Here is a 23,601-nt window from a genome sequence, read left to right as displayed (position 1 = left end):
GCCGGCGTCCGGCTACCCGCGGGCCTCGCGAGCCCAGCGCTCCACGACCGGTACACAGGTCTCGGCGAAGTGCTCGTAGTCCTCGGGCGTGTTGTGAACGTGGGCGGACAGTCTGAGGTAGCCGAGTCCTTCGAAGCTGGTGAACGCGGCCTCGACGCCCAGTTCGGCGGGCGCCCGGTCGCGGAGCGCGTCGGCGGCGATCCGGCTCGTCCCCAGGCCGTCCGGCAGCCGGACCAGCCGCATGCCGGGGACGGGCATGCCCACGTCCACGGGCTCGGGCGGGGTTCCGGTGCGGGCGAAGGCGGCGGCGACGACCTGGGCGCCGTACTCCGCCAGATCGTCCATGTAGCGGCGGGCGGTGTCCCAGCCCCAGGTGTCCTCGACGTACCGCAGCGCCGTGGGCGCGGCCAGGGCGCCGGTGGCGTCGAGTGTGCCCTGGTGGTCGAAGCGGTCGGGGAAGGGCTCGGCCGCGCCCCAGGAGTCGATCAGCGGGTGGAGCTCGTCCCGCAGGGGGCCGCGGGCCACGAGCACGGCCGAACCCCGTGGTGCGCAGCCCCATTTGTGCAGGTTTCCGACCCAGGCGTCGCAGTCCGGGACGGCCAGGGGCGCGGCGAGGAGGCCGGGGGCGTGCGCGCCGTCGACGAGGAGGGTGATGCCACGCCGTGCGGCCTCGGCGGCGACGCGTTCGACGGGCATCAGCCGGGCCGTGGCGGAGGTGATCTGGTCCAGGACGATGAGCGCGACCTCGTCGTCCACCGCGGCGAGCACCGCCTCGCAGGCTTGGTCGGCGTCGGCGGAGAGCGGTACGCGGGCCGTGCGCACCCGGCTCCCCCAGCGGCGGGCGAGGCGTTCGGCGCCCATCGTGACGGCGCCGTATCCGTGGTCGGTGACGACGATGTCCCCGCCGGGCCGGTCGGCGAGCGCGGCGTGGACGACACTGGCGCCGGCGCTGGCGTTCGGGACGAGCGCGAGGTCCTTCGGGTCGGTGCGCAGCCAGTCGGCGATCTCCGTCCGGGCCGTCGCGAGCCGTGCGGCCAGCGTCGAGAACCACAGGACGGGTGCCCGCTCCATCTCGGCGCGCAGCGCGTTCTGCCGTTCCTGGGCCACGACCGGGACCGCGCCGAACGATCCGTGGTTGAGATGGCGCAGACCGGGGTCGAGCGTCCAGCCCGCCTTCGCGGGCCGGCCGTCGGGCAGCGTCAGCGGACGGGGCACGGTGCCGACTTCGGCCTCGCTCATGGTGTTTCCCTCTTCGGCCTTCGACGTCTGTTCCGGGGCTGGACGGCGTCAGGAGAAGAAGCCCCTCGGGGCGGGCAGGCCGGGGCTGAGCGAGGGGCCGCCCGCCATGACGCGGTCCAGGTCGCGCTTGATGCGTTCGGCCTCGCCACGCACCTGGGCGGGGATGTCACCGCGTTCACTGATGAGACGGTGGTAGATCGGCGTGTCGTCGAAGACGGAGAACACGGGGCAACTCTGCTTTCGTGGACGGTCGGGCGGGCCGACACGGTGGAACGGCTTCGGACACGGCACCGACCCGACGGACTGATCGGCGCTGCCGTGACCTCGCCTGACGGCCCCGCAGCGGAACCGGTGTCGGCGACATCATCGCATTGTCCCCGGTTCGGCCCATGCCGATGACCATGGATGGTCGCCTGTGACAGATCGGAGGCTTCGGCTCCGGTTTCCTGGTGCAGCGCTGTGGTGACCATGCGCTAGGCTGAAGCCAGAGCTGAAGGACGGAACTCCCGTTCCTCGGTGACGCGTTGGTGGTCCAAGGAAAGACGCCCCGCTTCCTGCGGGGAAATGCAGGTGCAAGGCCTGCCCGGCGCTCGGATGCGGACCCCGCACCACTTCTTCCGTGGTGCGGGGTCCGCGCGTTACCGGGTTCAGACCGCTTCGTCGACCTCTTCGGGCTCGTCGTCGTCCTCCTCCAGCAGGTAGGGCGAGCGCATGACCACGAGGCGCCGCACCTCGTACGACATCTCGGTGACCCCGGGGTCCGGCGGCGGGTGGTACCGGCCCGCGCACACCGACAGGTTGACGATCAGGTACGCCTCCCAGCCGCGGCCCACTCCGCGCCGGTCGACGAACACCTGCCGGCCGTTGACCCACCAGACCACCGACCGTCGGCCGAACTCGACGCGCAGATCGATCCACGCGCCGGGGCGGATCGCCGGGTCCCGGTAGTAGAGGTTGCCACCGCGGACGTGGTTGCTCAGCTCCAGGAGATCGGGGTTGTCGGGGTGGTACTCGAAGACGTCGATCTCCTGGTCGCCGTCCCGCCAGGTCCAGATGGCGGGCCAGGCCCCCATCTCGTACGGCAGTCTCACCCGCGCCTCGAGCACGTCCCCGGTGCGGACGGTGAAGGCCTCCTCACTCCCCTCCGTGGTGAGCAGGCCCGCGTTCCACCGCCCGTCGCGGCGACGGGTGGCCCGGAACGTCCCCGACCGGGAGTAGTCGGGATCCGATACCAGGTAGTCCAGTTTGTTGTCGTCGGGATTGATCGGTCCGCCGTTCGGATACGCCCACGAACGCCCCGCCACCCACTGGCTGGTGGAGGTGAAGTCCGCGGTGAAGACGGCCGCGAGTCCGCGCCGGGCCGCCGTGGCCTCGGGCGAACTGTCGGATGCGGGATTCTCCATGGCCGGATGCTGCTCCGCATATGACCTGGGCATTCGGGCGGGCGGTGGATCCGCGGCAAGGACAACCCGTGTGAGTGACGACCCTCGGCGTGTCGTGCGCTCGGGGCACGACACGGCACCCCGACCGCAGAAAAGAAGGGGTTCAGCGCATGCCGCCGTCGCTCAGGCGATGCCCCCGTTGGCGAACACGACCTGCCCGTTGATCCAGCGGCCCGGGCCGGCGAGGAAGGCCACGGTCGTGGCGATGTCCTCCGGGGTGCCAAGCCGCTCCAGCGGGGGCTGCGCGGCGAGGCGGGCGATCGCCTCCTCGTCCTTGCCCGCCAGGAAGAGCGGGGTGGCGGTGGGCCCGGGAGCCACCGCGTTCACCGTGATGTCACGGCCGCGCAGCTCACGCGCCAGCACCATCGTCATGGCCTCCACGGCACCCTTGCTCGCCGCGTAGGCGGCATAGCCGGGGAACGCCAGCCGGGTCACCGAGGTGGAGAAGGTGACGACGGCCCCACCGGAGCGGACCCGCCGGGCCGCCTGCTGGGCCACCACGAACGTGCCGCGCACATTGGTCCGCGTCAGCCGGTCGAACGCCTCCAGGTCGTACTCGGCGACCGGCCCCAGGACCATGACGCCCGCGGTGTGGACCACGACGTCGATTCCGCCGAAGGCCCGCTCCACCGCGTCGAACGCCGCGTTCATCGCGTCCTCGTCGGCGACGTCACCGCCGACCGCGACCGCGCTGCCGCCCGCGGCCTCGATGGCGGCGACCGTCTCGGCCGATGCCACCGGAAGCGCCGGTGACGAGGGCGACCCGTGTCGCCCCTGACACCTCAGGAGCCTCAGAAGCTTCAGATACCTCAGTAGTCCCGTTCGTCTCGGACATGGCGCTACCTCCTCGACTCACTTATGAACGCCAAGTCCATATAATCACGTTGTGGACGCGGCGTCCATATGTCAGGGTGGGGCTTGCGGGACTGGTCGGACGAACCCGGGAGGTCGGCGCCGTATGGCGGAACCAGTAGAACCGGCGCAGCCGGCACGGCGCGGCCGTGGGCGGCGGCCCGCCGACGAGGTGCGCGCCGACGTCCTCGACGCGGCCGGTGCCCTGCTGCTCGACAAGGGCATGGGCGCGTTCACCATCGAGGCGGTCGCCGAGCGGGCCGGCGCCAGCAAGACCACGATCTACAAGTGGTGGCCGTCGAAGGGGGCGCTCGCGCTCGACGGCTACTTCCACGCCGTGGAGTCCGCGCTGGCCTTCCCCGACACGGGCGATCTGGAGGCCGACCTGACGGCGCAACTGCGGTCGTTCGCGCGGGTGCTCACCGAGACCCCGGCCGGCAAGGTGATCGCCGAGCTGGTCGGCCAGGCGCAGACCGACCCGGATCTCGCCGCCGCCCTGCTGCAGCGCTACTCCGGCCCGCGCCGGGAGCTCGCGGTCCGGCGGATGCTGCGCGCGCGGGAGCAGGGGGAGCTGCGCGCCGACGTCGATCCCGAGGTGCTCGTGGACCAGCTCTGGGGTGCCTGCTACCACCGGCTGCTGCTGCCCAACCTGCCCGTCACGGAGGAGTTCGCGACGAGTCTGGTCGGCAATCTGATGCGGGGCGTGCGCCCCTGACCGGTGCGTCAGGCTCCGCTCAGCGGGGGTCCGGTCAGCCGCAGACTCCGGCGCTCCCCGGCCGTCATCGCGCCCCACACCCCGTGCCGCTCGCCGTGCCGGACCGCCCAGTTCCCGCAGACACGCATCACCGGGCAGCGGCGGCAGACCGCCCGGGCCTGCTCGATCTGCCGCCGGGACGGGCCGTCCTCGCCGATCGGGAAGAAGAGCTCGGGGTCCTCGAAACGGCAGGCCGCCGCCTCACGCCAGTTCATGGAGGGGAAGGAGTTCATCGGCACCTCCGGCGACCGCTTCGCCGATTCCGCGGGGCAGCCCGGTTTCGCGACGCTGTTCGCATCGCCGGACCCGGCAGAGGTAGAAAGAAATATAGGCACCTCGGACCGTTTGGGCCATGGCCGCGGAAGACGCGACTCCGGACGATCGACGGCGGGGACGACGGCAGACGGCGGCGGGCGGCGGCGGGCACCCACCGCGGCCCGGACGGGTACCACAGCGGCCTACAGGAGGTGACGGCACCCATGAGACCGGCCGAAGCCGCGGGTCGCGGCCCCCGGGAGCGTCTGGGCGAGGGCCTCTTCACCCGGGTCGCCGGTCCGGACGGCGCCCGTCGCCGGGCCCGTATCCACGGCACTCCCGGCCCGCGCTGGTTCGGGCCGGAGCGTCCGGTCCGCCGGGTGCACGGGGACGCCTCCATGTTCATCGGCGGACTGTCCGCGCTGCTACTGCAGTCGCTGCACCCGCTCGCGATGGCGGCCGTGGCCGGACACTCGGACTACCGGGGCGACCCCTGGGGCCGGCTTCAGCGCACGAGCACGTTCCTCGCCACGACGACGTACGGCACCGCCGAGCACGCCGAGCAGGCGTGTGCCCGGGTGAGGGCGGTGCACGAGCGGGTGCGGGGGATCACCCCGGGCGGCGAGCCGTACCGCGCCTCGGATCCGCATCTGCTGGGGTGGGTGCACGTCGCCGAGACGGACAGCTTCCTGCGGGCCCATCAGCGCTACGGCGCGCATCCGCTGCCGGACGAGGAGTGCGACGGCTATGTCGAGGACATGGCGCGGGTCGCCGTCGAGCTGGGCGTCCCCGCCCCGCCCCGCGACCGGGACGGGCTCGCGGAGCGGCTGACCGCCTACCGCCCGGAGCTGGCGGTCACCGAACAGGCCCTGGAGGCGGCCCGGTTCCTGCTGCTGCACCCTCCCGTGCCGCTCGTCGCCCGGCTCCCCTACGGGGTGCTCGCCGCCAACGCCGTGGCGCTGCTGCCCCGTTGGGCCGCCGAGGAACTGCGGCTGCCCAGGCTTCCGTTGGTCGAGGACGTCTGCCTGCTGCCCCTCGGCCGTGCCACCACCGCGACGATCCGCTGGGCGATGGCACCGGCCCGGCAGCGCGTTACAGGGCCGGGCGGCTGACCGGCGACGGATGCTGATTTCACACAAACACGCGGACCCAACGCGTCACACCTCTGGCCCTGGCGGCCTACCGAGCGGTATACAAACTCCCGCGAACAGCAGGGCGACCGTTCGAGGCGCCGGGGCCGGCCCGTGTGGGCCTGGGGGGAGGAGCTGCGATGCAGCGCGAGGGACGCGGACGGACAGCGGTCGGACGGCGCGGCAGAGGGGTCGACTTCCTCGCGGTGCTGGGTGGTTGCGCACTCGTCGCCGCTTCACAGGTGCCCGCCGCGGCGCACGGCGGGGGCGGGGGCAAGGCCAAGGAGTACGTGGCCCTCGGGGACTCGTACACCTCCGGGCCGCTCATCCCCCTTCAAGTGGACGCCAATTGTGCCCGGTCGGACCACAACTACCCGTCGCTCGTGGCCGCACGGCTCGGCGCGAACCCCTTCAAGGACGTCAGCTGCTCGGGCGCGACGACCGAGCACATGTGGAAGGCGCAGGGGACCAACGGCGCCCAGCTCGACGCCGTGGGCCGGAACACCGACCTGGTGACCGTGCAGATCGGCGGCAACGACGTCGGCTTCGGAACCATCATCGGGACCTGCGCCAGGCTGGCCGCGCAGGATCCGGCCGGCAACCCGTGCCAGAAGTACTACGGGACCTCCGGGGTCGACCAGTTGAGCGTCACGATCGCCCGGACGGCACCCAGGGTGGCGCAGGTCCTGCGGGACGTGCACCGGCGGGCGCCGCACGCGCGGGTCCTCGTCGTCGGCTATCCGGACCTCCTGCCCGACGACGGCAGCGGCTGTGCGCCCTCGGTGCCCTTCGCGTCAGGGGACTTCCCCTACCTCCGGGACACCGAGAAGCGCCTCAATCTGATGCTGCGTCTGGTGGCGCGCGGCACCCACGCGGAGTACGTCGACACCTACGGTCCGACCGTCGGGCACGACATGTGCAAGGCCCCGGCCGACCGTTGGATCGAGCCGCTGCAGCCCGCCTCACCGGCGGCGCCCGCCCACCCCAACGCCAAGGGCGAGGCCGCCATGGCGGACGCCGTGCTGCACCGCCTGGGCCAGGGGCGGCACGGCCGCTGACCCGCGGGCCGGTCAGGTCAGGCCAGCGCCCTACGGGTGTAGGGCACCAGCCGGACCGGCCCGGACAACCCGTAGTCCTGCCGGGCTACGGTGCCGAAGACGGCCGGCTGGGTCACCCGGAGGCGGTTGACGAGCGGTGTCGCGACCTCCACCTCGATCACGTTGCGGCCGGGGCGCACCAGCGCGCCGACCTCGACGACAGGGTGGAGGCGGTCGACCACCGGCGCGGGCGTCCCGTTCACCGTGACCCGCACGGTGTCGCCGACCACACCGAGCTCCAGACGGGCGTCGCAGGCGGCCGTCCAGTCGCTCGGCAGGGTGACCGTCGTACGGTAGCGGCCGATGCCGGCGGAGTCGGCGAGCTCCGGGATGCGCGACCAGGGCAGCAGGGTGTCGAGCGTGAGAGTGCGGCGTACGCGTTCGGTCCGCGTCGGGCCGGCTCCGGGGTACCGGTCCTCGACCTCCAGCTCCCACCGGTCCGGTGTGATCGGCTCGGGCACCGACGCGACGGTGGTGGTGACGGTACGGCCCGTGGAGAGGCGGGTGGTGTACGTGCCGGGCGCGGCCGTACGGAGCATCAACCCCTGGTCGGCGTACAGGACTTCAGGCGCGTCCGTGGCTACCGCGTACGGGAGTCTCCCGTGGCGGTCCCCGAAGAGGCCGGGGCTGCCGAGGGCCACGATCATGACCTGCCCGGGCTGGAGGGCGACCCGCAGAGTGACGTCGTCGCCGTCCTCGGTGTGGCGGGCGAGGCGCACGGCCCGGCCGGTCCAGGGGTCGAGCAGGTACGGCACCGTCGCGCGGCCCCGGGTGCGGCGCAGGGTGACGTCGTGGTCGACGGCGGCCACGGGCGGTTTGACCGTCTCCGCGTGCTTGCCGTTGCACAGGTAGTAGAAGTCGGCGTCCTCGGTGGCGCGGTGGGCGTTGAGGAGGGTGGAGGCGGTGGCGTGGCGTACGTCGGCGGTGACGCCCAGCCCGGCGAGGGCGTCGCCGACGGCCGCCTTGTCGGTGACGCGGACCACGGTGGGCAGGGCGAGGAGACGGTCGAGGACGTCCCGCAGTTGTTCGGTCTCGCCGTCGCCCGGCACTCCCGGGGTGAGCGCCTGGTCGAAGGCGCCCAGCAGGACGACGGGCAGTCCGGCCCGGGCCAGGGCCAGCAGTCGGCGGGCGTCGGTGAGGGCGAGGGTCGGGGTGGAGCCGTGGAAGAAGTCGCCTTCGACGAACAGTGCCTTGTAGGCGGGGCCGTCGGGGGCGAGGCGGCCGCCGCGCACGGTGGCGTTCGGCAGGGCGAGGAGCGGGCCGCTGAGGAACTGGTGGGTCCAGCCGAGCGGGACTCCGGTGGCGGTGAACCAGGAGGCGCCGATCCCCGTCGCGGTGTAACCGGTCTGGCGGAGGATCGCGACGTCGGCGCGGGCCGTGCCCGCCTGGAGGACGGTGTGGACGCGGCCCAGGTAGTCGGCGATGTCGTTCAGATGCCGCCAGGTCGGCTGACGCGGGCCCCAGGACTCGCCGTAGCCGGGCCCGCCGTTGTAGGGGCTGAAGGCGGCGAAGCCGGGCCAGCTCACGCCGGGGGCGGTGGCGTAGGAGAAGCCGTGGACGACGGTCTGGTTGACGCCCGCCGCGTAGGCGCCGCCCATGGTCCGCAGGAAGCGGTCCCACGTGGTGCTGTACGCCGACCCGTTGTAGGCGCCCGCCTCGCAGGAGAGCACCGTGTGCCCGGCCATGTCCCGGCCGCCGGCCAGACAGCGGTAGTCGTCGAGGTTCTTGAAGCCGAGGGACTCGCCCTCGGGGATGTCGAGGATCGCGGCGGAGGCGATGGCGTCGGTCTGCAGGCCGTACGGCTGGGCGCGCAGGTTCATGCCGAGCGAGTGGGCCCAGTCCCGCAGGGCGCGGACGTGGTGCCGGTTGAAGAGCGCGGAGACGGTCTCCCAGAAGTCGTGCCGGATCTGGCGGGTCAGCTGTGCCTCGAAGGTGAACACCTGGTTGGAGCCGTTCAGGATCACGGCGGGCAGATACGACAGCAGAGGGCGTCCGGTGTGCTTCTCGAAGGCCTCCGGCAGCCCCGGCGTCCAGATCAGCCCGTCGGTCTCCAGTTCCACGGAGTCCTCGAAGAACGCGCCTCCGGCCGCCCTCAGCAGGCCGCGCAGGGACGGGGTCAGGATCTCCCGCTCCCAGAAGCCGGTGACGGCGGCGGTGCCGGCCGCGCTCAGGTGGTCGACCACGTGGGCGGCGGGCACGGAGTGGGGGCCGGACTCGGGCTGCTGGGCCGAGCCGCGCAGCCAGTAGGCGATCAGCACCCAGTCGCCGTCGTCCGGCGCCGTCCAGGTCAGGCCGGCGTCGGTGACGGTGGCGGTGAGGTCGCGGACGCTGGAGGGGTCGAGGCCCGTCTCCTTGCGGGTGGAGTACGCGGGCTCGATCCGGGCGGCCTGGACGGCGAGGAGGAGTTGGCGGCTCACGCCGGTCGCGGGGGCGTGGGCGGGCGGCGGCACCGGGCCCTCGTAGCGCGCTCCGGCGGTCAACTGGACGCGGCCGAGGGCGAGTTCGCGGGCGGCGGCCTCGTCGTCCGGGGTCAGTCCTGGGACGGCGACGGGCCAGCTGGGGCCTAGCGTGAGGTCGAGGGTGAGACCCCGGCGGGCGGCGCGGCGCAGGGCCGCCTCGACGCCCTCGCGCCACGGTCGGCTGGCCCAGCCGTGGTGGGCCGTGTCCAGGACCGACTTGTCCTTGATGCTGTGGTGCACGGCGGCGATCTCGGCGCCGCCGAACCCGGCGTCCGCGATCGCGTCGACCTCCCGGGCGATCTCGTCGGCGTCGACCAGACCGTCCGGCCACCACCAGCGGAATCTGGGCCGCCGGCTGCGTGCCGGGTCGGCGAACCAGTCGACGGTCGGGCCGCCGCCGTGCGCGGTGGCCGGCACGGCCGCGACGGCGGCTCCCGGTCCCACGGCCGCGACGGCTCCCACCGTGAGACCGGCGGCCAGGACGGTACGGCGGGACGGACCACCGCGCGACCGACCACCGCGCGACGGACCACCGCGTGGCGAGACACTCTCCGGCACAGGACGCTCCCCAGGGTCGTGACCAAGAGGGTGATTGAATCGTTTCATTCCCCTCCTCGAAACGCCGGAACGTTATGCCGCCCCCTGACACAAGGTCAAGAGGTGTGCGTCCGCGCCTCCTTGGCGCCCCGGGTCGGTCATGATGCCGTGATGGAGCAACGTTTCATCGGGATACCCGATCTGGCCGGCGCCGACATCACCGCACCGGCCGAGGGCCCCGCGGCGGTCGTCGTGATCGACGTACTGCGGGCCTTCACCACCGCCGCCTGGGCGTTCACGCGGGGCGCCGAGCGGATCGTCCTGGCCGCGTCGCTGGAGGAGGCCCGTGCCTACAAGTCCCGTCACCCCGACTGGATCACGCTCAAGGACGGCCCGCCCGCGCCGGGCTTCGACACCGTCAACTCCCCCGGCCTGGTGCGCTCCCTCGACCTCGCGGGGCGCACGCTCGTGCAGAAGACGACCCACGGGACGGCCGGCGCCCTCGCCGCCCGGAACGCCCCGCTGCTGCTGTGCGCCGGTTTCACGGTGGCCGCGGCGACCGCCCGCGCCCTGCGTGCCGTACGGCCCCGGCAGGTGACTTACGTGATCACCGGCGACGACGGACACGCCGACGAGGACCTCGCCTGCGCCCGGTACATCGCCGACCTGACCGCCGGACGTACGGCGGACCCGGCGCCGTATCTGCGCCGCGCGGGCGCCTCCGTCCGCGCCGCCGAACTCGCCGACGGAGTCCGGCGCGGTTACCGCGGGATCCACCCGGAGGACACGGCCCTGTGCCTGGAAGCGGACGGGCACGACTTCGCCATGGCCGCCGCGGTGGAGGAAGGGCGCGTCGTGCTGCGTCCGAGCGACTGAGCCGGTCAGCCCCCGGGTGGACCCGCCGCGCCCTTCAGGCGCTCCAGGTCCGAGGGGCGGACCTGGATGACCACGATCGCGATCAGGGCGGCGACGACCGTGAAGATGGCGGCCATGATGAAGGCGGCCGAGACGCCGGAGGTGAGGACCTCGTCGGACCAGGGGGCGGGGAGTTGGCCGGTGCGCTCAAAGCGCAGGCGTTCGGCGGGGGTGGCCTGGGCGAGGAAGGCGGGGATCTGGTCGTTCGCCTCGTTGCGGCTGGCCGTGCCGTACATGGTGACCAGGATGGACAGACCGAGCGAACCGCCCACCTGCTGGGTGGCGTTGAGGAGGCCGGAGGCCGCGCCGGTCTCGGGCGTGGGCACGTTGGAGAGGGCCATCAGGGTCAGTGACACGAATTCCATGCCCATGCCGAGGCTGAAGACGAGCATGGGGCCGAGGATGCTGCCCGCGTAGGTGGAGTCGACGTCGGTGAGCGTCAGCCAGCCGAGGCCCGCCGCGGCGAGGATCGCACCGCCGACCATGAAGGGCTTGGGGCCGTACGTCGGCAGGAACCGCGAGGCGAGGCCGGCGCCCACCGCGATGACCGCGCTGACCGGGAGGAACGCGAAGCCGGCGGCGAGCGGGCTGAAGTCGAGCACGTTCTGCACGAAGAGCGTCAGGAAGAAGAACATGCCGAAGATCGCGGCGGCCAGGCAGAGCATGATGCCGTACGTGCCCGCCCGGTTGCGGTCGGCGAACATGTGCAGCGGGGTGATCGGCTGCCGGGAGCGCCGCTCGATCAGGATGAACACCGCGAGGACGACGACGGCCGCGCCGAACGAGGCGAGCGTGAGGGGGTCGCGCCAGCCGTCCTGTCCGGCCCGGATGAAGCCGTAGACCAGCAGCACCATGCCGACGGTGGAGGTGAGGGCGCCCGCGAGGTCGAAGCGGCCGGGGTGGCGCTCGGACTCCCTGATGTAGCGGGGGGTGGCGAGCGCGATGAGCAGGCCGATGGGGACGTTGACGAAGAGCACCCAGCGCCAGTTCAGGTACTCGACGAGGATGCCGCCGGCGAGCAGGCCGATCGCGCCGCCGCCCGCCGAGACCGCGGCGAACACCCCGAAGGCCCGGTTGCGTTCGGGGCCTTCGCGGAAGGTGGTGCTGATCAGGGCGAGCGAGGTCGGGGAGGCGATGGCTCCGCCGACGCCCTGCAGGGCGCGTGCGGACAGGAGTTGGCCCTCGTTCTGGGCGAGGCCGCCGAGCAGGGAGGCGAGCACGAACAGCAGCACGCCGACGATGAACACACGTCGTCTGCCGAGGATGTCCCCGGCCCGGCCGCCGAGCAGCAGCAGCCCGCCGAAGGTGAGCGTGTACGCGTTGACGACCCACGACAGACTCGTGGTGGAGAAGTCCAGGGAGCGCTGGATGTCCGGGAGCGCGATGTTCACGATGGTGATGTCGAGGACCACCATCAACTGGCACGAGGCGATGACCAGCAGCGCCATCGCGTGTCCGCCACCGCCGTTCTGTCGGGCGGTGGTCTCGGTCGCGGGGGTCGGCTGCGGAGCGCTGCTCATGACGTCGTGTCGCCCGCCCGGAGCGGGCCGGAGTGAGGTGACCGTGGACGGTGGTGTCCATGGCCGGATCCACCGTTCGACCGTACGCCCCCGCCCGGACCGTCACCACTCGATCACCGCGCGGTCGTCCGGGGGCCGGGCCTGTGAGCCGGTACAGCGGTGCCGGGCCAGGACTCCCCCGCAGTCCTGGCCCGGCACCGGCACCGCGGGTATCCGTGCCGCGGTTGATCACCAGGATGCGGCAGATGCGGGTGGTATGTCGTTGGCTGACGGTCCACGGTTCGTTGGCACCGCGTCCACAGTCGGCTCGCCACCCTGCGAAGTCACCGAGTCCACGAGGTCGGAGCGCGTGTGGTGAGTGGTCCTCCGAGCACCCGCAGTCATATTACCGAACCGTAACCTACCGACCAGTACCCGCGGTAACCCGGCGGTCGGTACGGTCCTGACAGTTCGTCCAAGAGCGGTACGGGGCTGCGGTTGGGACGACCGGCGCTCCGTGCCGTCCCCCACCCGAGCCGCACAGAAAGGCTCGGGCCTCCCCTCTCCCCCGGAGGTCCGCCATGCCCGCCCCCACCAGACTGCTGGCCGCGGCCGTGACCGTGGCCGCCTGCCTCGGCACGACGGCCGTCCCGGCCACCGCCGCCGGCGACACGGACACGGATGCCGTGGTCTCGCGCGGTGTCACCATCCCCACGTTCTACAACCCGCCCGCCCCCCTCCCGGCGGCCGACGGCACCCTCGTCCGCACCGAACCCCTCCCCCTCGCGCTGAGCCTGCCGGGCCTCGACGGCCCGCTGCCCGGTACGGCGACCCGGCTGATGTACAAGTCCACGGACTCCGCCGGCGGGCCCGTCGCCGTCACCGGCGCCTACATCGAGCCGACGGCCGCCTGGCGGGGCGGCGGGGCGCGTCCGCTGGTCGCGGTGGCCCCCGGCACGATGGGGCAGGGCGACCAGTGCGCCGCCTCCCTCGGACTGGAGCGTCCGCTCACCGTCAACCTGCAGACCCTGTCGGTCGGTTACGAGAACCTGGCGATCTACCGGCTGCTCGCCCGCGGTATCGCCGTCGTGGTCACCGACTACCCCGGGCTGGGCGCGACGGACCGGCTGCACACGTACGTCAACCGGGTCGACGAGGCCCATGCCGTCCTGGACGCCGTCCGCGCGGCCCGTTCCCTCACCGGTACGTCGCTCACCACCGCCTCCCGGGTCGCGCTGTACGGCTACAGCCAGGGCGGCGGGGCCACGGCGGCCGCCGCCGAACTCCAGCCCGTCTACGCCCCCGACGTCACCCTCGCCGGAACGTACACCGGGGCCCCGCCCGCGGACCTGGCCGCGGTCACCCGGGCCATCGACGGCAGCGATCTGGCGGGTGCGCTCGGCTGGTCGGTCAACGGGTTCGTACAGTCCGACCCCGAGCTGAAGCCGATCGCGGAGGCCCGTCTGAACGCGGCCGGCAAGGCGGCTCTGAAGGATCTGTCGACCATGTGCGTGGGCGACGCCCTGCTCGCCTACAACTCGGCCCGCAGCACCTCCTGGACCACCGACGGGAGCTCCATCAGCGACATCGTCGAGGAGGAGCCCGCGCTCCAGACGTTCCTCACCGACCAGCGCATCGGCACACGGAAACCGACGTCTCCGGTGCGGCTGGCGACCGGCACGGCCGACGATCTCGTACCGCATGCGCAGGCGCGTGCGCTCGCCGTGGCCTGGTGCGCGAAGGGCGTGGACGTCACGTACAAGCCGGTGGTGCTGCCGAGTCTGGGGCGGGCGCTGCTCAACCACTTCGCGCCCCTGCTCACCGACCAGGGCGACGCGATCTCGTGGCTGACCGACCGGCTCGCGGGCGAGCCGGCGTCGTCGAACTGCTCGACGCTGCCGTTCAAGCCCTGACGTCGTGACGTCGGCCGCAGGGGGAGCGGCGGTCCGCGGTCCGCGGTCCTCCGCTCCCCCTGCGGCAGCCCTGGGCCGGGGGGCATGGCCGAGGACGAGTCGGTATCCCGGGTGTCAGCCGAGCTTGCCGAGCCGGGCGTCCCGCCACAGGTCGACGCCGGCGTCGGTGGCGTACCGGTCGATCTCGGCGAGTTCCTCGTCACTGAAGTGAAGGTTCTTCAGCGCGGCCACGTTCTGGTCCAGTTGCTCGGTCCGCGAGGCCCCGATCACGAGGGAGGTGACCCTCGGGTCGCGCAGCGCCCAGGCGAGGGCCATCTGCGCCAGCGTCTGTCCGCGCCGCGCCGCGATGTCGTCGAGGGCACGCAGGCGCCTCACCATGTCGTCCGAGAGCCATGCCGCGTCCAGCGACGTGCCCTGCGCCGCCCGTGAGTCCTCGGGGACGCCGTCGAGATAGCGCCCGGTCAGCATCCCCTGGGCCAGGGCCGTGAATCCGATGACGCCGACCCCCTCCTCGTGGGTGACGTCCAGCAGACCGTCGGTCTCGATCCAGCGGTTGAGCATGCTGTACGACGGCTGATGGATGAGCAGCGGCGTCCCCATGTCACGCAGCAGGCCCGCGGCGGCGCGGGTGCGGTCCGCGTCGTAGGACGAGATGCCGACGTAGAGGGCCTTGCCCTGGTGCACCGCGGTGGCCAGCGCCGACATGGTCTCTTCGAGGGGCGTGGTGGTGTCGAGGCGGTGGGAGTAGAAGATGTCGACGTAGTCGAGGCCCATACGGCTGAGGGACTGGTCCAGCGAGGCCAGGAGGTACTTGCGCGAGCCGCCGCCCTGCCCGTAGGGGCCGGGCCACATGTCCCATCCGGCCTTGGTGGAGATCACCAGTTCGTCCCGGTAGGGCCGCAGGTCCTGCTTCATCAGGCGGCCGAGGCTGAGTTCTGCGGAGCCGTAGGGGGGACCGTAGTTGTTCGCCAGATCGTGGTGGGTGATCCCGAGGTCGAAGGCGCGCAGGGCGATCTCACGCTGCTTCTCGAACGGCCGGTCGTCACCGAAGTTGTGCCAGTACCCGAGGGACAGAACCGGGAGGTCGAGTCCGGAGCGTCCGGTGCGGCGGTAGAGCATGCCGTTGTCGTAGCGCTCCGGGTTCGCGACATGGGTCATGAAGGGGTCTCCCAAGAAGTCCGGCGGTCACTGCCTCACAGGTCACTGCCTCACAGAAAACCACGGATCCGCTCGGCGGTTCGGGCGATCAGATCCCGCGGCGGGCACGTGGTCGAATCGACCTCGCAGAGCGGGCTGTGGGATCGGTAGACGTTCAGAACGACGGTACGGAAATCGTCGTCGCAGGTTGCCCTGTCGATCGCCCTGCGGCGGTCGCGTGTCCCGAGCCGCGCCACCCGAACCGGCTCGTCGGCGGTGACGAGGACGGTGAGCGCGGGCGGAACGATGTCGAGGCTGCCGATCAGCCTCTCGGCGAGGGGTACTCCCGCAGCGGTGAAATAGGCCTGGGTGGAGGCCGCATAGCGGTCGCACAACACGACCGGGCCCAGATCGCCCGCCGCCAGTCTGTCACTGGTGTGCTTCACCCAGCTCAGATAGAAGAGCAACGCCGCTTCGGAGAAGGGGGTTTCGTCGAAGGCGGCGCGTACGGCGGAGGCGTTGGCCGGCGGGGTGGCGGTACGGGGCAGGGCGAGCGCCTGCGCGACCCCTCGGACCAGTGTCGTCTTGCCGACACCGTTCAGCCCCTCGAAGGCGATGAGTCTCCCGGCTGTCATCGCAGGGCGACCTCGGTGACGGTCCGGGCGACATACTGCGCGGCGTCGTCCGGCTCGATCCTGACCTCGGTGCACACCGCGGAGAACCGGTCTCCGGGGAGCAGCAGGCTCAGCACGTGGTCATTGATCCACACGGCGCACGCCCGGCCGTCCGCGGTCCGGCATTCCAGCTGGCCGGGGAAGAGATGCCGCCGCCCGGCATCGACGACGGTCACCCGCCGAAGGTGCCGCTCCCCCACCGGGAGACTGGCGGGCAGCGGAAGCGAGGTGGCGTCCTCGTCGCTCTCCGCGTAGTGCAGATCGAGCTTGCGCTCCCTTGCGCCGTCGCGGACCACTCCTTTGAAGATGTTCCGTTCGGTCTCGCGCGGCACGGGGATTCCGTTCAGCGAACGCATCCGCCGCATGGTGGACGACACTTCGGCCGCCCGCTCCTGCGAGAGGGAACTCGTTCTCAGGATCTCGGCCCCGGCCGCGGGCCCGTCCGGCCCGTACACGACCAGGTCCAGATCGGAGTTCCGGTGGGCGAGGCCCACCAGGCGTGATCCCGTGACACCCACCGTTCCCTCGGCCAGCCCCGCCGCCCGGCACAGGGAGGGGGCGGCGGATCCGTGGACCGCGGCCAGCGGGTCGAAGTACCCGGTGACGGTGTCCGAGTCCAGCGGTGCCACACCGAGTGCGATCCCGTAGTGGTGGACGGGGCGCAGGGGTACGTCGTACAGGTCGAGCACGGCCCCCGACATCACCTCGGCCTCGAAGACGCCGGGCTTGTGCCAGCGTCCGGCCGAGCGGTGGTAACGCAGAAGCAGCAGGGCCTTTCCGGGAGGGTGATGCCGGCCGAACAGCCGGTAGACGGCCTTGCGGGTCCGCACGAATCCGTACTCGCGCATCATCGGGGCGCCCTAGCGGACCCTGCGGGACCGAGGGCCCGGCGGGAGGGCAGGTGCGGGCAGGCCGGGTGCGGCGGGGAGCAGTTCGGTGGCGGTGACGAGGACGATGTCCGAGAGTGAGGCGTCGGCGCAGTAGATCTCGATGTCCCTGCTGTTGGCGAAGGCGGCCTCCCAGAGAATCTGCCGGCAGCCGCCGCACGGCAGGGTGACGCCGGTGTCCGGTGGGCCGGCCGTGACCAGGGCGAGGACGCGGAGGTCGAGGAGACCGGCGCGCCCGGCCATGTCGACCACGACCGGCTCCGCGCACCCGTCGGCGCGGTCTGCCGTCCAGGCGGCGAACTCGGCTCCGGTGCCGTCACGCAGTACGGCCCCGGCGCCGGCGTGCGGGGCGGCCTCCTCGATCAGCCGCGCTGCTCTTTCCAGCAGGTGCCGGGCATAGCCGGGGAATCCGGGGGTGAGAGTCAGCTCGATGGGGGGCATGGATCAGCTGCCTTTCGCGATCAGCAGCTGCGTGATGATGTCGGCCCATTTCTGCACCAGGACCTTCGCCTCGGGCCGGTCCATGCCGAGTTCGTGCGGAAGCAGCGTGCTGTCGAAGGTCAGAACGCCCAGTGGACGGGAGCGGTCGTGCAGCGATCGCATCAGCGGTGCCGCGATGACCGTGCGGATGTCCGGATGGATCTGGCCGCGCAGCTCCGGGCTGTACTGGTCCAGGTGATTGGGCGGAAGCTCGCTGAACACGGCATGCCGTTGGGTGAATGCCTGCCCGCTGACACCGAAGCTCGCGGGGTACGAGACGATGCGTTCGGCGTCACCCGAGGCGTGATACGAATACTGGACCCGGAGCCGATCTCCGTCGGAGTCGAATATCTTGACGAAGCCACGAATGTTACTGACGGTGCTCGGAAAGACAAGGGATTTCGCGGCGGCTTTGAGGACCTCGTTGATCAGGTCGTCCGAGGTGGCGACGAGGGTACGGTCGGCATGTGTGGAGATCCGGTACTGTAACGCCAGCAATGCGAGGGCGAGCAAGCCGACCGCATGCCACATACCGAGATCCGAGAACGCGGCTCCGAAGCCTTTCCCCCGGTCCTCGTCCATGCGGGACGTCAGCACATTGATGTACAGTCCGGACAGAGCGGCCACCAGGAATGTGATGACGAGGGTGGCCAGGTTTGCACGACGCGATATCCAGTCAGTCATCGGTCAACCGTGTGGGACCGAGTTTGACCGCGGCGATCCCGGCGTTGATTCCGCAGAAATCACCGCACATACCGCACTGGATGAGGTGATCGTGCCGCCGGCCCCGTTGCACCAAGGCCTTTTCGGCGCCTTCCGGATACACGGCCATTCTCCAGTCCCCCTTGCACCCCTGCGCCCATCTGGCGCGGCTCATCTGTCGCTCGCGCTCGAAATCCCTGAGTTTGGTGAGTTCCCCGCAGGCCACGGCCACCCGGGTGGCGATGATGCCTTCTTCCATGTCTTCCCAGTTCGGAAGTCCGATATGTTCCGCGCGGCTCATGGCGGTCACCACGTCGGCACCATGGGCCACCGCGACGCTGGCCGCGACGGCTCCCGAGATGTGGTCGTAGCCGAGGGCGCGGTCCGTCGCCATGGGGAGCACCCGGTACGGCACGCCGCTGCAGTACGCCTTGGCCAGCCGGATGTAGGTGGGTATGGCCGACAGCGCGGCGTGGCCGAGGCCCTCCACCATGACGGGCACCCCTCGCGCCAGAGCACGCTCGACCAGTTCCCCCATACGCCGCATCTCGCCGGCCATCAGTTCGTCCCACCCGTCGCAGACCGATCCGGCCCGGAACGTGGTGCCGAGGGACAGCGTGACTCCGGCCCCGGCGAGGATGTCCAGCAAGTAGTCGAAGTGCTCGTAGTAGGGGTTCTCCCGCCGGGTGAGACGCATGTAGTTCGCGATGATTCCGCCGCCCTTGCTCGTCGTGGGGATGAGCCGGGCGTTGCGGGTGATGTGCGCGGCCTCCGCGCGCGTGAGAGAGGCGTGCACGGTCATCATGTCCACGCCGCGAGCGGCCTGCTCCGCCACCAGGTCCACCATGCGACGGGCGTCGAGCGTCGGCCATTCCCGTTTGGGGTGGCGGCCGGCGAACTCGTAGCAGCTCACGGTCGACAGACAGGCGTCGACCTCCGCGGCGACGCGGGCGTGGAAGGCGGGTATGTCACCGTGGAAGCTGTGGTCGGCGACGACATCCGCTCCGGCGTTCGCCGCGGCCATGCACTTCTTGAACTCCGCTTCGGTGGAATCGGACGACTGTGATGTACCGACGCTCGCGATGATCACTGTTCGTTCGCCCGCACCGCAGGGAAGGGACGGACGGCCTCTGCCAGGATTCCCGATCCTGATCGTCCTCATGGGGCGCCCTTACAGCCAGGACTCGTTTTCCGGTTTGAAGGACGGCGACGTCACCACGAGGTATTCAGCGGAGCCCAGCAGCCCATGACACTCTCCCTTTCGGATGATCACTGTGTCACCCGCGCGGGCGGTGTAGGTTTTCTTTCCGATGGTGACGGTGGCTTCACCGGAGAGAAAGTAGTACATTCTGTCGCTGACGTGGTTGACGCAGACCGGATGCCGCCCTTCCAATTTCGCCCGCGCCACATCAAAAGCGAAGTCCACCTCGTTGTAGAGAGGCAGGATCTCTAAGTCGGCATTGACGCTTCGCGCCGCAACTTCCTGCGCTTTGACGATCAACCTCGGCCTCCGGATCTCCTCTTTTGAGCCCAGTTGACTGATGGTAGCAGCGGACAGTGTCCGGGTACAGACGCTCCGTGACGCCGAGTTGTTTTCTGCGCAAGGTGATCGACTTTCGCGGAAATCCTCAGGGAGTGCCGGGAGTGTCGCCCCGCCAGTCGAAACGGTTGGCGTCGGTGGGACGCCGTACGTACAGGGCCCGGCCGCCGGGGCCGTAGCGGCCTATCTCCGTGGTGAGCGCGACCTCGCCCGGCTCGTGGTCGGAACCGTCCGTGACGTCGAGCAGCAGTCCGTCAAGCGGGCCGCCCACCAGTTCGGCGTACGCGCGGTCCGGGCGGGGGCCCGCGTCGTCGTGATCGGCGCCGTACACCCGGCCCCGCAAGAACTCAGCCTCGTCCATGACCAGCAGCTTCGCACGCCCCACTGACAACGCCGCTGGACCAGATCCCCGGGCAGGGGCGGCGGATCAGGGGCGGTCTTCGGCCAAGTGCGTGGCGGGAAGGGGCGCACGGAAGCGTTTTCCGCATCGGTGGCGCGTCGAGGGGTAGCCCGCTCTCACTCGCACATCGTGGTGTACGGGCTGGGGGCGACCGTGGTGGCAGGCGGGCAGGAGCGGGTACCGGGGAGCGAGTCGGGGCGGACCCGGCGGCGCCGCACCGTGCGGGAGCTGCGTGCGGCGGGCCATGACGGACCTCGATTACGGGAGGTGCTGCCCGCGCTGGCCCTGCTGGTCGTGGCCGTGTGCGCGCTGGTCGTGGGGCTGGTGCTGGTCTCCCGGGCCTTCGGCGCCTGGGTCTGTGCCCCGGTCCTGGTGGCACTGGCGGTCGCCGGGGCCGCCGTACGCCGCCACGCGCGCCCGCTGGCTCGGCGGCGCGGGGGCCGCTACACCGCGGAGGAGCTGGCGGACCTGGACATGCCGTCGCTGGTGGTGGCGGTGGCCCGGATGCTGCGGCGGGACGGCTGGCGGGTGCTGGCGCCGCCGCGCCACGACACCCTGCATCTCGCCGCCCGGGACGGCCGGGGCCGGGTGCTCGACGTGGCGTTCCGTCCGGTGGCGGAGCCGCTGCCGGACGAGGAGGGGGCCTGTTCCTGCCGGGCCAGGCTCGCGGCGCGCGGGCGGTCCCGGCCGGCGCTGCGGCTCGTCGTGCACCGGGGCACGTTCACCCATCGCGACGAGATGTGGGCCGCGCGCCAGGGCCACACGCATCTGATCGACGGCCCCCGGCTGCTGCTGTGGGCGGGCGGCACCCCGCTGGCCCAGCTCGCGGCCGACGCCGCTCCCCTGCCCCGGCGCGCCCGGCGGTGAGCCACCCGCGCGGTCCGCGCACACCCCGCGCGGGGTGTCGAGCAGCGGGCCGCAGCCCGGACCCTCGAAGGGCCCGGGCTGCGGTCGTACGGCACTCTCCTGGCCGGAGGTCAGAACCTCACGAGGCTCGGGGTCAGGGCGTCAGCTGCCAGTTCTGGATGTATCCCACGTCGATCGACGCGCGGTCCTGGACACGGAGCTTCCAGGTACCGTCGATCGGCTGGGCGGAGGCGTTGACGGTGAAGGTCTGGTCGACGTTGTCGGCCGAGCCGCCGCTGCGGTTGAGCAGCGAGTAGACCGTGCCGTTCGGGCCGACGAGGTCGACCGTCAGGTCACCGCGGTAGGTGTGCACGATGTTGACGTACACCGAGGTCGTCGCGGAGGCGTTGCCGTCGCGGCCGGTGATGGTGACCGGGGACTCCACGGCGGCGCCGTTGTCCGGGATGTCGACGCGGGTGGCGTTGGCGTAGATGTACGCGATCCGCCAGCTGAAGGTGTCCGTGACGGACGCCCCCGTGCTGTCGGTGACCTTGAGGGTCACGTCACTGGTGCCGAGGGTGGTCGGCGTGCCCGAGATCAGACCGCTCGCGCTGAGGCTCAGCCCGTCCGGCAGACCGGTCGCCTCGTAGGTCAGGCCGGCACCGGAGTTGGTGGTGTAGGCGTCCACCTGGAGGCTGACGGCCTGGCCTATGCCACTGGTCTGGTCGGCGATCGGGGCCACGTTGACACCGAGGGCGACACGGCTGCCGACGTTGATGGCCGCCCAGGCGTCGGCGACGGCGAGGTAGGTCGGGCTGTAGGCGCCGAACAGGTCGGCGGCGGCCGACAGGGTGGCCGTGCGGGCGCCGGCGTAGTTCGTCGACGAGGTCATGTACGTCGTCAGCGCCCGGTACCAGATCGCGGCGGCGTTGGTGATGCCGATGCCGGTCACGGCCTGGCCGTCGTAGGTGGGGCTGTCGTAGGAGACGCCGTTGATCGTCTTGGCGCCGCTGCCCTCGGAGAGCAGGTAGAAGAAGTGGTTCGCGGGGCCCGAGGAGTAGTGGACGTCGATGCTGCCCAGGGTGGAGCTCCAGCTGTCGCGGGAGGCGCCGTCCTTGGAGGGCTTGTCCATGTAGCGCAGCGGGGTGCCGTCGCCGTTGATGTCGATCTTCTCGCCGACGAGGTAGTCACCGGGGTCGGCCGGGAGGTTCTCGTGGAACTCGACGGCCGCGGCGAAGATGTCCGAGGTCGCCTCGTTCAGACCGCCGGACTCACCGGAGTACGTGAGGTTGGCGGTGGCGGCGGTGACACCGTGGCTCATCTCGTGGGCGGCCACGTCGAGGGCGGTCAGCGGGTGGGTGTTGCCCGAGCCGTCGCCGTACGTCATGCAGAAGCAGCTGTCCTGCCAGAACGCGTTGACGTAGGCGTTGCCGTAGTGGGCGCGGCTGTAGGCGGCGACTCCGTCGTTGCGGATGCCGTTGCGGCCGTAGACCTCTTTGTAGTAGTCCCAGGTGGCGGCGGCACCGAAGGCCACGTCGACACCGGCCGTCTGGCGGTTGGACGGGGTGCCGTCGCCCCAGACATCGTTGTCGTCGGTGAAGAGGGTACCGGTGCCCGAGGTCCCCTGGTTCAGGTCGTACGTCTTGTGCCCGGCGCGCTCGCCGTCGAGCAGCTGGTACGTGGATCCGGACTGGGTGGTGCCGAGCGGGACGCTGCCGGCGTACTGGCCGGTGCCGGTGCCGGTGTGGACCTTCTCGGCGGCGAGGATCTGCTTGCCCGTGCCGGCGTCGGTGACGACCTGGAGCTCGCTCGGGGTGCCGTCCTGCTGCACGCCCTCGACGAGGGTCTCCCAGGCGAGAACGGGCTTGCCGGTGCCTGCCCAGACGACGAGGCGGGGCGCGTTCTCCGTGTCGGGGCTCTTGACCTCGGCGTTCTTCGCGGCGGAGAGCGCCTTGCCGGTGGCGGAGGCCGCGGAGAGCTTCGGGGTGAGGGAGGGCACCGCGAGGGTGGCCTCGCTCGCCCTGGTCACGGTGGTGCGGCCGCTCTTGAGGTGGACGACCAGGTCACCGCCGAGGACGGGCAGTCCGGCGTAGGTGCGCTCGTAGCGGGTGTGGGTGGTGCCGTCGGCGTCCTGGATGACGTCCTTGACGACGAGTTTCTCCTGCCCGCCGAGGCCGAGCCGCTGGGCGGTCGTACCGGCGGCGGTCTGGGCGCTCTTGATCAGCGAGGCGCGGCGGGCCGGGGACAGGGTGGTCGGTTCGGCGCCGGCGCGGGGCGTGGCGGTGATCCGGCCGGGGCCGGGTTCGGGTGCCGCGGAGGCGGTGCCGGTCTGGACCCCGAGGGTCAGCAGGGTGCCGGCGGTGGTGAGGGCGATGAGTGAGGCGCGTCTGCGCAGGGGGGTGGCACGGTGTCGCCGGGGCAACGGGTTCTCCTTCGGTGCGACGGTCGGCCTCTGGTGGGGGCCGATGTGGGGCGGACCGACGGGATGGGCCGGTCCGGAGCGCTGCACGACAGGCGGGTGGAAGGAGGTGGGGGGTGAAGGGGTGGGGGGTGGTCGGGCATCCGCCTCATGAGAGGCATGTGAAGGTACGGTGAATGCCCGCAGCAGAGTGGCACTGCGTGCACAGCTTTGTCATGGGAATGCCAAAACTTCGGCCGGAAATGACCACGCCGGACTGGGGATTCGGCCCGCCCGGCGCAGGTTTTCGGCCGCGTGCGGTGTACGCCGTACCGGTCGGCACTGCTCCGTTCGAGTGGTCGTCGTCCGCGCATCGTCGTAGCGTCGGTACGGAACTCCTCGGGGCGCTCTCGGGGCGTGGCCGGACGAACACCCTGGGTCCCGG

At 71.4% G+C, this 23,601-nt stretch carries 21 protein-coding genes and 1 pseudogene; 6 read left to right on the top strand and 16 right to left on the bottom strand.

Annotated features, from left to right (window positions below):
• Positions 1–12: 12 nt before the first annotated feature.
• The 4 genes and pseudogenes from ACLZN2_RS27190 to ACLZN2_RS27175 form a co-directional block, all read right to left on the bottom strand.
• Complete coding sequence (locus tag ACLZN2_RS27190) at positions 13–1,239, bottom strand: aminotransferase class V-fold PLP-dependent enzyme (RefSeq protein ID WP_416981757.1); 1,227 nt, start codon at positions 1,237–1,239, stop codon at positions 13–15.
• A 48-nt stretch (positions 1,240–1,287) separates the two neighbouring features.
• Positions 1,288–1,464: a hypothetical protein gene (locus ACLZN2_RS27185; RefSeq protein ID WP_359278836.1), complete on the bottom strand. Its 177-nt coding sequence runs from the start codon at positions 1,462–1,464 to the stop codon at positions 1,288–1,290.
• Positions 1,465–1,886: 422 nt separating this feature from the next.
• On the bottom strand, positions 1,887–2,642 hold the full coding sequence (locus ACLZN2_RS27180; RefSeq protein WP_416981756.1) for a beta-glucanase: 756 nt from the start codon (positions 2,640–2,642) through the stop codon (positions 1,887–1,889).
• Positions 2,643–2,804: 162 nt separating this feature from the next.
• Positions 2,805–3,516: pseudogene (locus tag ACLZN2_RS27175) on the bottom strand (SDR family oxidoreductase).
• A gap of 123 nt (positions 3,517–3,639) precedes the next feature.
• On the opposite strand from ACLZN2_RS27175, the gene ACLZN2_RS27170 reads away from it, so the two are divergent.
• Complete coding sequence (locus ACLZN2_RS27170) at positions 3,640–4,248, top strand: TetR/AcrR family transcriptional regulator (RefSeq protein ID WP_416981755.1); 609 nt, start codon at positions 3,640–3,642, stop codon at positions 4,246–4,248.
• An 8-nt stretch (positions 4,249–4,256) separates the two neighbouring features.
• Here ACLZN2_RS27170 and ACLZN2_RS27165 read toward each other — a convergent pair whose 3' ends face one another.
• On the bottom strand, positions 4,257–4,502 hold the full coding sequence (locus tag ACLZN2_RS27165; protein WP_416981928.1) for a WhiB family transcriptional regulator: 246 nt from the start codon (positions 4,500–4,502) through the stop codon (positions 4,257–4,259).
• Between the two features lie 264 nt (positions 4,503–4,766).
• Here ACLZN2_RS27165 and ACLZN2_RS27160 point away from each other — a divergent pair, with 264 nt between their 5' ends.
• Together ACLZN2_RS27160 and ACLZN2_RS27155 are read left to right on the top strand one after the other, a co-directional pair.
• The gene (locus tag ACLZN2_RS27160) at positions 4,767–5,654 is read left to right on the top strand and encodes an oxygenase MpaB family protein (RefSeq protein ID WP_416981754.1); all 888 of its coding nucleotides are present in this window, start codon (positions 4,767–4,769) and stop codon (positions 5,652–5,654) included.
• Positions 5,655–5,812: 158 nt separating this feature from the next.
• Positions 5,813–6,730 (top strand): SGNH/GDSL hydrolase family protein, encoded by a 918-nt coding sequence (locus ACLZN2_RS27155; protein ID WP_416981753.1) that lies wholly within the window; start codon positions 5,813–5,815, stop codon positions 6,728–6,730.
• Between the two features lie 17 nt (positions 6,731–6,747).
• Here the strand turns inward: ACLZN2_RS27155 and ACLZN2_RS27150 are convergent, their stop codons facing one another.
• Positions 6,748–9,690: a glycosyl hydrolase gene (locus tag ACLZN2_RS27150; protein WP_416981751.1), complete on the bottom strand. Its 2,943-nt coding sequence runs from the start codon at positions 9,688–9,690 to the stop codon at positions 6,748–6,750.
• A gap of 246 nt (positions 9,691–9,936) precedes the next feature.
• On the opposite strand from ACLZN2_RS27150, the gene ACLZN2_RS27145 reads away from it, so the two are divergent.
• Positions 9,937–10,641 (top strand): 2-phosphosulfolactate phosphatase, encoded by a 705-nt coding sequence (locus ACLZN2_RS27145; RefSeq protein WP_416981750.1) that lies wholly within the window; start codon positions 9,937–9,939, stop codon positions 10,639–10,641.
• 5 nt (positions 10,642–10,646) lie between these two features.
• Here ACLZN2_RS27145 and ACLZN2_RS27140 read toward each other — a convergent pair whose 3' ends face one another.
• Positions 10,647–12,200: an MFS transporter gene (locus ACLZN2_RS27140; protein ID WP_416981749.1), complete on the bottom strand. Its 1,554-nt coding sequence runs from the start codon at positions 12,198–12,200 to the stop codon at positions 10,647–10,649.
• Between the two features lie 560 nt (positions 12,201–12,760).
• Here ACLZN2_RS27140 and ACLZN2_RS27135 point away from each other — a divergent pair.
• Positions 12,761–14,092 carry an alpha/beta fold hydrolase gene (locus tag ACLZN2_RS27135; RefSeq protein WP_416981747.1) on the top strand — a complete coding sequence of 444 codons (1,332 nt, stop codon included), beginning with the start codon at positions 12,761–12,763 and terminating at the stop codon, positions 14,090–14,092.
• A 114-nt stretch (positions 14,093–14,206) separates the two neighbouring features.
• Here the strand turns inward: ACLZN2_RS27135 and mgrA are convergent, their stop codons facing one another.
• The 8 genes from mgrA to ACLZN2_RS27095 all read right to left on the bottom strand — a co-directional run bounded on the left by mgrA (position 14,207) and on the right by ACLZN2_RS27095 (position 19,873).
• Positions 14,207–15,250: an L-glyceraldehyde 3-phosphate reductase gene (mgrA, locus tag ACLZN2_RS27130; RefSeq protein ID WP_416981745.1), complete on the bottom strand. Its 1,044-nt coding sequence runs from the start codon at positions 15,248–15,250 to the stop codon at positions 14,207–14,209.
• A gap of 50 nt (positions 15,251–15,300) precedes the next feature.
• A complete protein-coding gene (locus ACLZN2_RS27125; protein ID WP_416981744.1) occupies positions 15,301–15,864 on the bottom strand; it encodes a hypothetical protein in 564 nt (187 codons plus the stop codon).
• Positions 15,861–16,754, bottom strand: a complete 894-nt coding sequence (locus ACLZN2_RS27120) for a nucleotidyltransferase domain-containing protein (protein ID WP_416981743.1) — start codon at positions 16,752–16,754, stop codon at positions 15,861–15,863. The genes ACLZN2_RS27125 and ACLZN2_RS27120 overlap by 4 nt, the downstream gene beginning before the upstream one ends.
• Positions 16,755–16,763: 9 nt before the next feature.
• Positions 16,764–17,231, bottom strand: coding sequence for a hypothetical protein (locus ACLZN2_RS27115; protein ID WP_416981742.1), 468 nt, complete (start codon positions 17,229–17,231; stop codon positions 16,764–16,766).
• A 3-nt stretch (positions 17,232–17,234) separates the two neighbouring features.
• A complete protein-coding gene (locus ACLZN2_RS27110; protein ID WP_416981741.1) occupies positions 17,235–17,954 on the bottom strand; it encodes a hypothetical protein in 720 nt (239 codons plus the stop codon).
• On the bottom strand, positions 17,947–19,134 hold the full coding sequence (locus ACLZN2_RS27105; protein WP_416981739.1) for a phosphomethylpyrimidine synthase ThiC: 1,188 nt from the start codon (positions 19,132–19,134) through the stop codon (positions 17,947–17,949). Before ACLZN2_RS27105 ends, ACLZN2_RS27110 begins: the two co-directional genes overlap by 8 nt.
• A gap of 9 nt (positions 19,135–19,143) precedes the next feature.
• Positions 19,144–19,473 (bottom strand): cupin domain-containing protein, encoded by a 330-nt coding sequence (locus ACLZN2_RS27100; protein ID WP_416981738.1) that lies wholly within the window; start codon positions 19,471–19,473, stop codon positions 19,144–19,146.
• Between the two features lie 127 nt (positions 19,474–19,600).
• Positions 19,601–19,873: a hypothetical protein gene (locus ACLZN2_RS27095; protein WP_416981736.1), complete on the bottom strand. Its 273-nt coding sequence runs from the start codon at positions 19,871–19,873 to the stop codon at positions 19,601–19,603.
• A 168-nt stretch (positions 19,874–20,041) separates the two neighbouring features.
• On the opposite strand from ACLZN2_RS27095, the gene ACLZN2_RS27090 reads away from it, so the two are divergent.
• Entirely contained in the window at positions 20,042–20,779 is a 738-nt protein-coding gene (locus ACLZN2_RS27090) for a hypothetical protein (protein ID WP_416981735.1), read from the top strand.
• Between the two features lie 133 nt (positions 20,780–20,912).
• On the opposite strand, the gene ACLZN2_RS27085 is transcribed toward ACLZN2_RS27090, so the two are convergent.
• A complete protein-coding gene (locus ACLZN2_RS27085; protein ID WP_416981734.1) occupies positions 20,913–23,180 on the bottom strand; it encodes a M4 family metallopeptidase in 2,268 nt (755 codons plus the stop codon).
• Between the last annotated feature and the right edge of the window lie 421 nt (positions 23,181–23,601).

It is taken from the genome of Streptomyces sp. T028 (assembly GCF_048159505.1).
GTDB lineage: Bacteria > Actinomycetota > Actinomycetes > Streptomycetales > Streptomycetaceae > Streptomyces.
This window is presented reverse-complemented; position numbering and strand designations above follow the sequence as displayed.

Excerpts from the sequence above, each read along its gene's own strand:
- ACLZN2_RS27145 (WP_416981750.1), top strand. The coding sequence starts at position 9,937 with ATGGAGCAACGTTTCATCGGGATACCCGATCTGGCCGGCGCCGACATC.
- ACLZN2_RS27140 (WP_416981749.1), bottom strand. The coding sequence starts at position 12,200 with ATGAGCAGCGCTCCGCAGCCGACCCCCGCGACCGAGACCACCGCCCGA.
- ACLZN2_RS27120 (WP_416981743.1), bottom strand. The coding sequence starts at position 16,754 with ATGATGCGCGAGTACGGATTCGTGCGGACCCGCAAGGCCGTCTACCGG.
- ACLZN2_RS27135 (WP_416981747.1), top strand. The coding sequence starts at position 12,761 with ATGCCCGCCCCCACCAGACTGCTGGCCGCGGCCGTGACCGTGGCCGCC.
- ACLZN2_RS27160 (WP_416981754.1), top strand. The coding sequence starts at position 4,767 with ATGAGACCGGCCGAAGCCGCGGGTCGCGGCCCCCGGGAGCGTCTGGGC.
- ACLZN2_RS27095 (WP_416981736.1), bottom strand. The coding sequence starts at position 19,873 with ATGGACGAGGCTGAGTTCTTGCGGGGCCGGGTGTACGGCGCCGATCAC.
- ACLZN2_RS27110 (WP_416981741.1), bottom strand. The coding sequence starts at position 17,954 with ATGACTGACTGGATATCGCGTCGTGCAAACCTGGCCACCCTCGTCATC.
- ACLZN2_RS27105 (WP_416981739.1), bottom strand. The coding sequence starts at position 19,134 with ATGAGGACGATCAGGATCGGGAATCCTGGCAGAGGCCGTCCGTCCCTT.
- ACLZN2_RS27170 (WP_416981755.1), top strand. The coding sequence starts at position 3,640 with ATGGCGGAACCAGTAGAACCGGCGCAGCCGGCACGGCGCGGCCGTGGG.
- ACLZN2_RS27165 (WP_416981928.1), bottom strand. The coding sequence starts at position 4,502 with ATGAACTGGCGTGAGGCGGCGGCCTGCCGTTTCGAGGACCCCGAGCTC.
- ACLZN2_RS27155 (WP_416981753.1), top strand. The coding sequence starts at position 5,813 with ATGCAGCGCGAGGGACGCGGACGGACAGCGGTCGGACGGCGCGGCAGA.
- ACLZN2_RS27115 (WP_416981742.1), bottom strand. The coding sequence starts at position 17,231 with ATGCCCCCCATCGAGCTGACTCTCACCCCCGGATTCCCCGGCTATGCC.
- ACLZN2_RS27190 (WP_416981757.1), bottom strand. The coding sequence starts at position 1,239 with ATGAGCGAGGCCGAAGTCGGCACCGTGCCCCGTCCGCTGACGCTGCCC.
- mgrA (WP_416981745.1), bottom strand. The coding sequence starts at position 15,250 with ATGACCCATGTCGCGAACCCGGAGCGCTACGACAACGGCATGCTCTAC.
- ACLZN2_RS27125 (WP_416981744.1), bottom strand. The coding sequence starts at position 15,864 with ATGACAGCCGGGAGACTCATCGCCTTCGAGGGGCTGAACGGTGTCGGC.
- ACLZN2_RS27180 (WP_416981756.1), bottom strand. The coding sequence starts at position 2,642 with ATGGAGAATCCCGCATCCGACAGTTCGCCCGAGGCCACGGCGGCCCGG.